The following is an 11,954-nucleotide window of genomic DNA, read 5'->3' as shown; positions in this document are numbered from 1 at the left end:
TCTATTTTGAAAAGTTTTCACCAATTTTCCAACAATTTCCAACTTTCTCTCCTAATTTATAATAAGATTTTGTAGACATTTCAAAAAGAATAGGTTTAAAAATATTATAATCAATATTTCCATTGATATCAAGAATTTCAGATTTTATATGAGTATGACGAACTTTTAAAATATATTGATTGTGTTCTTTTGTTTCGTAGTTGTCAATTAGCTCACATTCCATAACAATAGGAGATAAATTTATCATAGGAACATTTTTTATTCCAATAGTGTATTCAAAAACATTTGATTTATCAACTTTTCGTCCACTAACAATTCCAACAAAATCACTAGCTTCAATCATATTTTCAGTAACCATATTAATAGAAACTGCATATTTGTCTTTTATGATTTCGTTACTAAAATGATTTTTGTGTATACTTAGCATTAAAGAGTCATTTCCTATAATACCAACATGTGCGATGTTGATCCAGTTAACTTTTTCATATTCATCTAACATACCAACAACAACAACAGGAGTAGGATATAAAGCTACAAGTGGTCCTAAATTTTTCCACATAAAATCACCTCTTAAAATTATTTGAGTTATTTAATAAAATTACTCAAAAAAAAAGAAAATCCTTTTATTTATTTTCATTTAAAAGTTCATTAATATAAATTAAACGTTTTTTAGATTCTTCATCTAAATTTTTACTCATAGAAGTTAAAATAAATTCTAGTAGCGCTTGAGTAGAAATAATTGAATTAAAATAACTAATTCCTCTTATATCTGTAAATATGGTTATATCACCACTATTAGCAACAGGTGAGGTAGATTTATCTGTAACAATAATAACTTTAGCCCCAGCTTTTTTAGCTATTTCAATTAGAAGAGGATAAGTTTTAGAATATTTTGGATGGGCTATTAAAAATAAACAATCATCTTTTTGAATATCAACAATATTTTTTATTAGTTCAGAATTATTTGAATTATGTGTAATGACATTTTTTAAAATAAATCCCAAACGTAATCCAAAAAATGATGTTGCTCCAGAAACACTTTTAAAACCAACAATATATTTTTTATGAGCTTTGTAAAGAATATTAATTATTTTTTCAATTTTTTTATAAGAATTAATATTAATTGTTTCTTGGATGTTTTTAAAAATTGAATTAGTAAAAGTTTCGATTAAATTAGTTGTTTTTAAAATTTCTTCATTTAAACTTAATTTTTCAGATGGAGTAAGAATTTTATTACTTACTTGTTCTTTTAAGCTGTCTTTAAATTCCTTAAAATTATTAAAACCTAAAGATTTTACAAATCTAATAACAGAAGTATCACTTATTTGTAGTTCATTTGCTATATCACTAGAAGTTAAAAAATATATTCTATTTTCATTATTAAAAAAGAAATCTGCAATAATAGTTTCAGTTTTAGTTAAGCTTTTATTAGCAATTCTTTTTTGTAAAGAATCAATCATAGTAATCTCCTTAAAAATATTTATATTTATAGCTTAACATATTTTTAAAAATATATAAATAGATAAAATGTAGAAAAAAACAATAAAAAATAGTACAAATGGTTCAAAAAAAACTTGACTATAAAAAAATAAAATAGTATATTTATGAATGTTAATAAACATTTTATATTTAAAATAATTTTTTAAAAACATTTTTGGAGGGTAAAATGAGTAAAAAAGAAAAAAGTAGAAGTAAAATGAGTTTTCCTCATACGTATGTAATTATTTTTGGATTAATTATTTTTGCTGCACTATTAACTTGGGTTGTTCCAGCGGGGCATTTTCCAAGAATTAAAGATGCTGCAACAGGAAAAACAATTATTGTGGCAGATCAATTTACTTTTATAAAAAATACACCTGTTAGTTTTTTAGATATTCCATTTAAAATAGTAGATGCTTTAAATAAGTCTAGTAGTATAATATTTTTAGTACTAATAGTTGGAGGAGCGTTTCATGTAATTATAAAAACAGGAATGTTTCAGGCTTTAACGGGTAAAGTAACTAAAGTTTTCTCAAATAAAGATGGACTTTTAATTCCGGCTTTTACAACAATATTTGCAATAGCTTGTATGAGTATGGGAGTTAACACGTTTATAGGATTTGCACCAGTAGCAATAATTTTAGCTAGATCGATGGGATATGATGCTATAGTAGGAATTTCTATGGTAGCATTAGGTGGAGCTATAGGATTTAGTACAGGAACATTTAATCCATTTACAACAGGAGTTGCACAAGCTTTAGCAGGATTGCCAATGTTTTCAGGATTGGGATATAGAATATTCTGTTTAATTGTATTTTTAATTGTAACAAATATTTATATATTGAGTTATGCTAAAAAAATAAAAGCAAATCCAGAGTTGAGTGTAGTTAGGGATTTAGAAAAATTAGAAAATAATCTTGAAAATGGAGAAAATTCAATGCCAGAAATAGAGAAAAAGCACTACTTAGTTTTGGCAATTGTAGTAGGATTATTTGGATTGTTAATATATGGAGGAGCAGCTTGGCATTGGGGATTAAATCAAAGTGCTGCCTTATTTATATGGATGGCAATTTTAGGAGGGTTAGCGTATGGATTTTCTCCAAGTACTATAGCAAAAGAGTTTGTAAGTGGAGCTAAAGCACTGGTATTTGGAGCTTTAATAATAGGGATAGCAAGAACAATTTCTATAATATTAGATGATGGAAAAATTTTAGATACAGCTGTTTATTATTTAGGTAACATGTTAGCATCATTACCACACGTATTTCAATCTATTGGGATGTTTTTAATGCAATTATTTATTAATGGATTAGTAACATCAGGAAGTGGGCAAGCAGCAGTAACAATGCCAATAATGTTACCAGTAGCAGATATGATTGGAATGACTAGACAAACTGCAGTTTTAGCATTTAATTTTGGTGACGGATTTAGTAACTATGTTCTTCCAACATCGTCAGCTTTGATGGGATTCTTAGCAATAGCAAATGTTTCTTATGAGGATTGGATGAAGTATATGGGTAAATTATTTTTAATATGGATAGTAACGGGATCAATACTTATAATAATAGCAAATTGGATTGGGTATGGTCCGTTTTAATTAAAGGAGAAAATTATGAAGCAAGAGGTTTTACAAAATGTTGATGAATTAAAAGATAGTTTAATAAATTTAGGAGATTTTATTTTTGATAACCCTGAGATAGGATTAGAGGAATTTAAAAGTTCTAAAAAATTAATAGAGATTTTAGAGAAAAATGGTTTTAAAGTAGAAGTTGGAATAGGTGGATTTAAAACAGCATTTAAGGCAATTTATGAAGTAGGTGAAAATGGACCTTCTATTGGATTGTTATGTGAATATGATGCTTTAGAAGGGATGGGACATGCATGCGCACATCATTTACAAGGACCAAGTATAGTAGGAGCGGCACTAAGCTTAAAAAATAAGTTAAAAAATAGAAATTATAAAATAGTTGTATATGGTACACCAGCAGAAGAAACAATAGGTGCAAAAGTAAAAATGTTAGAGAACGGATGTTTTAATGATATAGATATAGCTTTAATGATGCATGGTGCTCCAGATACAACAACAGATGTGAAATCTTTAGCACTTTCAAATTTTACTGTTAAATTTCATGGAGTAAGAGCACATGCAGCTTTGGCTCCTGAAAAAGGAAGAAGTGCTTTAGATGGTTTAATATTATTGTTTCAAGGAATTGAATTTTTAAGAGAGCATGTTAGAGAGGATGTAAAGATGCATTATACGATAACAAATGCAGGAGGGCCTGCAAATGTTGTTCCTAAATATGCTGAAGCTAAGTTTAGTATAAGATCTTACGATAGAGCTTATTTAGATCATGTTATCGAGAGATTTAAAAAAGTAGTACAAGGAGCTTCTCTTATGACAGAGACAGATTATGAAATTATAGAAACTAAGAGATTAAATAATAAGATTCCTGTTTTAAAACTTAATCAAATCCTTATGAATAATGCTGAATTGATTAAAGCTCCTAGATTATCTCCTCCTAGAGAAAAAACAGGATCTACAGATTTTGGAAATGTTATGTATCATGTTCCAGGTTCGTGTATAAGAATAGCTTTTGTACCTCAAGGAACCTCATCGCATTCAGATGAATTTTTATGTGCAGGAAAAAGTATAGAGGCTCATCAAGCTATAGTATTGGGTGCAAAGATTTTAGCAGGGACTGCTTATGATTTAATCAATAATTCAGAACTTTTTAAAGAAGTTTTAAGTGAATTTAAAACAAATAAAGAAAAAAGTGAAAAAATTTAAATAAAATTATTGAAAAATTACAACTAAAATACTATACTTGTATTGTGTAGATGGAGGTGTAATAATTGAAAATAGGAATATTTTATAGTAGTGTTAGAGGAAAAACTGAATTTACAGCTAAATTAATAAAAGATTTATTACATGAGAATTGCGATGTATATAAAATAGAAGAAGAAACACTTGAAGAGAATTTAAAAAAATATAACACTTTTATTTTTTTAATTCCAACTTATGGTTATGGAGAGCCTCATGAAGATTGGAAAAAAGGAATTGAAATTATTTCTAGAGTTAATTTAAAAAATAAAACAGTGGGTCTTATAGGAAGAGGAAATCAAGGATTTTATGCAGCTACTTTTATAAATGGTTTAAAACCAGTATATGATATTTTAATAGATAAAGAAGTTAATATTGTAGGCTTTACAGATATTATAGGTTATGATTTTGTAAAAAGCACAGCTGTTATTAATGATAAATTTATAGGATTAGCTTTAGACGAAATGTTTATGTTACAAGAAGTAAAAGAAAAATTAAAAACTTGGATATATAGTAATTTCGGTGAGATATTAAATGAGAAATAAAGAAAGATATTATGAATTTATAGATGTTTTTCAAAATCAAAGAGATTTTTTCAAATGTCATGAGATTTTAGAAGAGGTGTGGATAGAGGAAACTAGGTGCAAAACTAGAAACCATGTATCAATAAACCTATTGTTAATAGCAGTTGGATTATATCACTGGAAAAATAAAAATATAAAAGGAGCTATTCAAGTATTAGAAAATTCCTTAAATAATTATGATAATGTTTCATTAGAGTTGGAGAAATTAAATATTGATTCAAAAGAATTAAAGAAAATAATACAATTGAAACTTAGTGAATTAAGAAATGGAAAAGAATACCAAGATGTATATCTTCCGAGATACTAAAAAATAAGAACCAGATTTAATCTGGTTCTTATTTTTTATTTATTAGATTATTTAAATCAAACTTAATTATATTTGAAAACTTATTTTCTAAAATATTTTTAACTATATCGTACTCATCATCAAATAAAGTCGTTCCGTTATTCTCTTTCATCTTAATAGAGTAATTTTCATTAAATTCAAAATATTTATTATAAGAAGTAGAATTTTGTGAATAAATTTTATAATAACCACTTATAGTAATTTTTTTTCGAGCAATAAATAATTTATTATTCTCTTTAACTTCCTCTTTAGTCTCTAAAGTTCGAATATAAATATTTGAAAAGTTAAAATCAATATAATAATTTTTTGATTTATCAGCTTTAAAAGAAGTAAATCCTTTAAAAAAAATGTAATTTCCTAAATTTCTATTTCTATTTATATCAGCAGCATGGGCTAAAGAGTTTGTGACAAGATAATCTAATTTAGAAAAACTTTGAAAAGATGAACCTATGTATAAGTTTATAGTAACGTCATTCTCTAAATTTAAAATAATACTGTTAATAACATAACTATTAATATATTTATTTATTTTTTTATAGTAATTTATATTTTGTATTTTTTGATTACGGCTTATATAAAGTTTTTCATCCTTTAAAACAAACTCTTCAAAAATTTGCTTAATTTTAATTTTAGATTTATTAAAATCGTTATAATCTATTTTTATTTCTGGGATTTTAGGGCTTATTTTTTTAAATTCTTCTATGGTTAAAATATATAAATTAAGAGCATTTATATCTCTTTGAGAAAAATATTTATTTTTTAAAATATTATTTTTAGTAGTTGTAATATCTGAATATTGTTTTTTATACTGGGATATTCCTATTTGAGAATCAGGAGCATAATCTAATCCAGATATTAGCTCTAATGTTCCGTCAGTAGTTATGCCACGAGAATTGTATATATTTATAGAATTATTAATTTTATTATTACCAATAGATGTCATTATAGCACTGCATCCTAAAAAAAATAAAAGAGCAAAACTAATAATAAAATACTTTAATTTTTTCATGTGTTTCTCCTTTTAAAAATCAATATGGTTCTTAATTATAGCATATAATCAAAAAAATAAATAACATATATTTTTCACAAGAATATTGAAGTTTTAACACAAATATGCTATTATAAAAATAAAAAAGTTTACTCATATATTTTGATAATATGGATCAAAAGTTTCTACGTCCTAACCTTAAATATGGACGCTATGGGGAGAGCTTATACTCTAAATTTTCTTAAAATAATATAATTTATTTTGAGTGTGTTTTAAGTGTAAATTCTATCCCAGATAGAGTTTACACTTTTTTTATTAAAAAAATGGAGGGTTTTTGTGAAACAAATTTTAATAAAAAATGCTTATATAGTATCTATGAATACTAGAAGAGAGATTTATAATAACGGTTCAATTTTGATTGAAGGGGATACAATAAAAGCAATTGGAAAAATTGACAAAAAGTTAATTCTAGAAAGTGTGGAAGTAATAGATGCTAAAGGGAAAATTATATTACCAGGATTAATTAATACACACGTTCACTTATCCCAACAATTAGGAAGAGGAATAGCCGATGATGTAGATTTATTAACTTGGTTAAGAGAAAGAGTTTGGCCATATGAAAGTAGTTTTGATTATGAAAGTTCATTGATTTCTTCAACTGCTTGTTGTGTAGAAATGATAAAATCAGGAGTTACTACTTTTTTAGAATCAGGAGGACAATATGTTGAGGCTATGGTAGAAGCAGTAAAAAATACAGGAATAAGAGCAGCTTTATCAAAATCAGTTATGGATGAGGGAGTTGGATTACCAACAAATTGGATAAAAACAGCAGATGAAGAGATTCAAGAACAAAAAGAATTGTTTGACAAATATAATAATTCAGCAGATGGGAGAATTAAAATATGGTTTGGATTGAGAACTATTTTTAATAATTCAGATGATTTGATAATAAAAACTAAAAAAATGGCTGATGAGTTAAAAACAGGTATTCATATGCATATAGCAGAAATAGCAGCAGAAAATGATTATGTAAAATCAAGTAGAGGAAACTCAACTGTTGAACATCTTCATAAATTAGGAGCATTAGGATCAAATTTATTAGCGGTACATACAGTGTGGTTAACAGATAGAGAGATAGATTTATTTAGATTATATGATGTAAAGGTATCTCATAATCCAGCAGCTGCAATGAAAGTTGTACTGGGTTTTGCAAGAATACCAGAGATGCTTGAAAAAGGATTAAGTGTATCTATTGGAACAGATGGTGCACCATCAAATAATAGAATGGATATGATGAGAGAGATGTATTTAACTTCCTTGATTCATAAAGGTAGAACATTAGATCCAAAGGTTGTACCAGCAGAACAAGTGTTGGAAATGGCAACTATAAATGGTGCTAAATGTGCATTGTTAGAAAATGAAATAGGAAGTTTAGAAGCCGGAAAGAAAGCTGACTTAATAATTTTAAATCCAAATACAATTCATTCTTTACCACTTCATGATCCAATAGCCAATATTGTTTATACAATGTCTAGTGAAAATGTTGAATCCACAATGTGTAATGGAAAATGGTTAATGAGGGAGAGAGAGATTTTAGTTTTAAATGAAAAAAAATTAATTGAAGAGATAAATAGAAAATCTAAAGAGATTAAAAATAAAGCAAATATAATTTTACCAAATAGATTTCCTGTAATAGATATAATATAATTGGAGGGTTACAAAGTGGAAAAAATAGTAATAAAAAGAAATAGTTCATTGGATATATTAGAGAAAATTTTTAAAGTTGAGGAAAGAGGGAGTTCAATAAAAACAGAAGTTTTAGGTGGGCTTACAACATTTTTAACAATGGCTTATATAGTATTTGTAAATCCTGCAATTTTATCTGCAACTGGAATGGATAAAGGAGCACTAATAACAGTTACATGTTTAGCTACTGCAATTGGAACTGGAATAGCAGCATTTTGGGCAAATGCACCATTTGCTCTAGCTCCTGGTATGGGATTAAATGCGTTTTTTACTTATACTTTAGTTTTAGGGCAAGGAGTTTCTTGGGAAGATGCATTAGGTGTTGTTTTTATATCAGGGTTATTTTTTCTAATTATGACATTAGGTGGAATTAGAGAAAAAATAGCTAATGCTATACCTAGTGTAGTTTCAACAGCAGCTACTTCTGGAATAGGATTATTTATAGCATTTATAGGTTTAAAAAATATGGGAATAATTGTTGCAAATGATGCTACATTTGTTGGCTTGGGAGACTTTTCAATTCCTACAGTCTTAGGTATTTTAGGTTTAGCAATAATGGCTATATGTGAAATAAAAAAAATAAGAGGGGGTATTTTAGTAAGCATAGCAATAACAACAATTATTGGAATGGTTTTAGGGATTGTTGAAGTTCCAAAATCTTTTATATCTATGCCTCCATCAATAAATCCAATTTTTATGAAAGTAAATATATTGGGTGCATTAAAAATTTCATTAATAGGTTCGATATTTTCATTTATGTTTATAGATCTTTTTGATTCATTAGGATTTATGATGGCTTGCTATAAGAATATGGGGCTAGTTCAAGGTGATGAAGGAGCTAAAGGATTAAAAAGAATGCTTCAAGTTGATGTTTCGTCAACGTTAATAGGAGCAATGTTAGGAACAAGTACAGTGACATCTTTTGCAGAATCAGCTGCAGGGATTTCAGCTGGAGCTAGGACTGGATTAGCTTCTATTGTTACAAGTGTACTATTTTTATTAGCTTTATTATTTACGCCTTTAGTTGGAGTAGTACCAGGATATGCATCTGCTCCTGCTCTAGTATTAGTAGGAGTATTTATGTTTAAATCTATAGGAAATATAGACTTTTCAGATATGAAATTAGCTATCCCAGCTTTTATAACAATAGTTATGATGCCGTTAACTTATAGCATTAGTATTGGATTAAGTTTTGGATTTGTCTCATATATTATAACTCATATAGCGGCAGGAGAACTAAAAAAAATAAATTTAACTTTGTGGATAATTGGTGGGTTATCTATTTTAAATTTAATAGTTTAAATTAATTAAGAAGAGAAAAAGTTCTCTTCTTTTTTATTAAAGGAATTGAGAAAAAATAAAAGAAAATGTATAATATAAAAATTGAAAAAATTTTATTGGAGGAAAATAATGGATATATTATCATTAGTATTAATATCGATAGGACTAGCTATGGATGCCTTTGCAGTATCTTTAACAGAGGGACTAGCAATGAAAAAACTAAAAAAAAGGAATATCTTTAAAATTGCATTTATATTTGGAGGATTTCAAGCTTTAATGCCGTATATAGGATGGAGAATAGGTGGTGTTTTTTCTGAAAAAATATCACAATATGATTATATAATAACAACAATATTACTATTGTTTGTTGGTGGGAAAATGATTTATGATGGCTGGAAAGAACAAGAGTGTGAAGTAGAAGGAAAATGTGATATGGCTTCAAATCTATTTCTATTGGGATTTGCAACAAGTATCGATGCCTTAGCTGTGGGATTTTCATTTTCTTTAGTTCCAAACTTAAATATATATTATTCCATAGAAATAATAGGAATAATAACTTTTTTAATAGCTTCTATAGGAGTATATTTAGGTCATAAAATAGGACACTTAATAAGTTATAAAACAGAGTATTTAGGAGGAGGAATATTAGTTTTAATGGGACTTAAAGCTTTTGTTAGTCATTTTCTATAAGGAGAAATTATGGAACACTTACTTTTAATAAATTTTATATTTTTAATAGCAATTTTACCAATATTTTATATTAGAAGAACTTTTTTTAGAAGAAATATATTTTTAGGTAGATTTATAGGTAATTATATATTTATAACTCATTATATATTTTTTTTATTAATTATATTAGGTGTGGTGAACTATTTTTATAGATTAAGTAATTTAAATATAATGACGATAGCTTTTATAGTATTGCCAGTATTTTTTATATATGCATATTATAATTTTTCCATAGCGAGAGTTATAAAAAATGATATCCAACTAGAAAAATATAAAACTGGGAAAAAAATAAGAATAGCATTTATATCAGATGTACATTTATCTGCGCTTACAAATAAAGATAATATAGAAATCTCACTAAAAAGAATGGCAGAAGAAGAGCCAGATATTCTTTTAATAGGAGGAGATTTAGTAGATTTTAGTTGTAAAGATATAAAAGCCGATTTTTCTTCTAGCTTTAGAGAAATAGAGCCGAAATATGGTATGTATGCTATTTTAGGGAATCATGAATATCATGGTGGAATAGATGAGAATATAAAATATATAGAATCGTTAGGAATAAAAATATTAAGGGATGATATTTTAAAAATTGAGGGAATAAATATTATAGGAAGAGATGATATTACAAATAAGAAAAGAAAAAAAATAGCATACTTGAAAAAAAAGGTAAATACTGATTTACCAATAATTTTATTAGATCATAACCCAAATTCAATATCGGAAGCTATTGTTAATAGGATTGACTTAGAATTGTGTGGGCATACACATAGGGGACAATTTTTTCCTTATAATTTAATAGTAAAAAAAATGTATAAAAATTATCATGGGTATAAAAAATTTGGAATAACTCATACAATAGTAAGCGCAGGTTTTAGTTCATGGTTAATACCATATAGAGTAAACAGTACTAGTGAAATAAACATAATCGATCTATATTATTAAAAAGTTATAACAACAAAAAGTTGACTACAAGTTCAAAAAGTGATATAAATAATTATAGATATTATAAATTTTTATAAAACAGCTAATAAGGAAGTGTTGAAAATGGTAAATGAAACAAAAAAAATCTATGATGCAATAGTAATTGGAGGTGGACCTGCAGGAGTTAGTGCAGCAGTATATATTGCAAGTCGTGGATACAATCCTATAATTTTAGAAAAAAATGAAATTGGAGGGACAATTGGAAAAGTTTCTTCAGTGACACACTATTTATCTGTAGATAATTATGAAACTGGTGAATCATTTAAAGAAAAACTAGAAAAGCAATTAAAAGTATATAATATAGAGGTTTTAAAACAAGAAGTTTTAAACTTAGATACAGAAAATTTATTGAAAAAAGTGATAACAAAATCAGGTGAGGTATATTTTACGAGAGTAATAGTTTTAGCAAATGGAACAACACCAAGAAAATTGGGAGCTTTAGGAGAGAATGAATTAGTTGGGAAAGGCATATGTTCGAATCCTTGGAAAGAAGGAAAAAACTATGTGGGAAAAAATATATTTGTAGTTGGAGGTGCTGATGGTGCTATAAAAGAAGCAATTTATCTGGCACAATTTGCAAAAGAGTTATCAATAATACACTTTGAAGAGGTATTAGGAACAATAGCAGAATTTAAAAATAAATTAGAAAAGTTAGAGAATGTAAAATTATATTTGCACTCTAGATTAACAAAAATAAATGGAAAAGATGAAATTGAAAGCATAGAAATAACAGATGAAAAAACAAAAAATAAAAAAGAGATTGAATGTAAAGGGGCAGGAATATTTGTATATGCAGGTGCAATTCCTAATACAGAAAATTATAAAAATATAGATTTAGAAAATGGATATATAAAAACAGATAGTAAAATGAAAACTAATATTGAAGGAGTATTTGCAGCTGGAGATATTTGTAGTAAAGATATAAGACAGGTAGCAACAGCTGTTTCAGATGGAACAATAGCGGGAATAAATGCATCTAACTATTTAAAAACAATATAA

General features: G+C 26.8%; 12 protein-coding genes and 1 riboswitch. Of the genes, 9 read left to right on the top strand and 3 right to left on the bottom strand.

The window, feature by feature from the left end; genetic code table 11:
* Position 1: 1 nt before the first annotated feature.
* Together NON08_RS01945 and NON08_RS01940 are read right to left on the bottom strand one after the other, a co-directional pair.
* Entirely contained in the window at positions 2–559 is a 558-nt protein-coding gene (locus NON08_RS01945) for a flavin reductase family protein (RefSeq protein ID WP_256689846.1), read from the bottom strand.
* Positions 560–623: 64 nt separating this feature from the next.
* Positions 624–1,460 carry a MurR/RpiR family transcriptional regulator gene (locus NON08_RS01940; protein ID WP_256689845.1) on the bottom strand — a complete coding sequence of 279 codons (837 nt, stop codon included), beginning with the start codon at positions 1,458–1,460 and terminating at the stop codon, positions 624–626.
* Between the two features lie 206 nt (positions 1,461–1,666).
* Here NON08_RS01940 and NON08_RS01935 point away from each other — a divergent pair, with 206 nt between their 5' ends.
* The 4 genes from NON08_RS01935 (at position 1,667) to NON08_RS01920 (ending at position 5,191) form a co-directional block, all read left to right on the top strand.
* Positions 1,667–3,076, top strand: coding sequence for a YfcC family protein (locus NON08_RS01935; protein ID WP_256689844.1), 1,410 nt, complete (start codon positions 1,667–1,669; stop codon positions 3,074–3,076).
* A gap of 15 nt (positions 3,077–3,091) precedes the next feature.
* Positions 3,092–4,267 carry a M20 family metallopeptidase gene (locus NON08_RS01930; RefSeq protein WP_256689843.1) on the top strand — a complete coding sequence of 392 codons (1,176 nt, stop codon included), beginning with the start codon at positions 3,092–3,094 and terminating at the stop codon, positions 4,265–4,267.
* A 65-nt stretch (positions 4,268–4,332) separates the two neighbouring features.
* Positions 4,333–4,845 (top strand): flavodoxin domain-containing protein, encoded by a 513-nt coding sequence (locus NON08_RS01925; protein ID WP_256689842.1) that lies wholly within the window; start codon positions 4,333–4,335, stop codon positions 4,843–4,845.
* Positions 4,835–5,191 (top strand): DUF309 domain-containing protein, encoded by a 357-nt coding sequence (locus tag NON08_RS01920; RefSeq protein WP_256689841.1) that lies wholly within the window; start codon positions 4,835–4,837, stop codon positions 5,189–5,191. The genes NON08_RS01925 and NON08_RS01920 overlap by 11 nt, the downstream gene beginning before the upstream one ends.
* A 28-nt stretch (positions 5,192–5,219) precedes the next feature.
* Here the strand turns inward: NON08_RS01920 and NON08_RS01915 are convergent, their stop codons facing one another.
* Entirely contained in the window at positions 5,220–6,239 is a 1,020-nt protein-coding gene (locus tag NON08_RS01915; RefSeq protein WP_256689840.1) for a hypothetical protein, read from the bottom strand.
* 112 nt (positions 6,240–6,351) lie between these two features.
* Positions 6,352–6,452: riboswitch (purine riboswitch) on the top strand.
* A 102-nt stretch (positions 6,453–6,554) separates the two neighbouring features.
* Here NON08_RS01915 and NON08_RS01910 point away from each other — a divergent pair.
* The 5 genes from NON08_RS01910 to NON08_RS01890 all read left to right on the top strand — a co-directional run bounded on the left by NON08_RS01910 (position 6,555) and on the right by NON08_RS01890 (position 11,954).
* Positions 6,555–7,925, top strand: a complete 1,371-nt coding sequence (locus NON08_RS01910; protein WP_256689839.1) for an amidohydrolase — start codon at positions 6,555–6,557, stop codon at positions 7,923–7,925.
* Between the two features lie 48 nt (positions 7,926–7,973).
* Entirely contained in the window at positions 7,974–9,266 is a 1,293-nt protein-coding gene (locus NON08_RS01905; protein WP_256691204.1) for an NCS2 family permease, read from the top strand.
* Between the two features lie 108 nt (positions 9,267–9,374).
* Positions 9,375–9,935, top strand: coding sequence for a manganese efflux pump MntP family protein (locus tag NON08_RS01900; protein ID WP_256689838.1), 561 nt, complete (start codon positions 9,375–9,377; stop codon positions 9,933–9,935).
* A 9-nt stretch (positions 9,936–9,944) separates the two neighbouring features.
* Positions 9,945–10,916 (top strand): metallophosphoesterase, encoded by a 972-nt coding sequence (locus NON08_RS01895; RefSeq protein ID WP_256689837.1) that lies wholly within the window; start codon positions 9,945–9,947, stop codon positions 10,914–10,916.
* Positions 10,917–11,018: 102 nt separating this feature from the next.
* Positions 11,019–11,954, top strand: coding sequence for an NAD(P)/FAD-dependent oxidoreductase (locus NON08_RS01890; RefSeq protein WP_256689836.1), 936 nt, complete (start codon positions 11,019–11,021; stop codon positions 11,952–11,954).

This window comes from Cetobacterium sp. NK01 (assembly GCF_024506395.1).
GTDB classification, from domain to species: domain Bacteria; phylum Fusobacteriota; class Fusobacteriia; order Fusobacteriales; family Fusobacteriaceae; genus Cetobacterium_A; species Cetobacterium_A somerae_A.
Note: the sequence above shows the minus strand (reverse complement) of the source record. Positions and strands in the feature narration are given on the sequence as shown.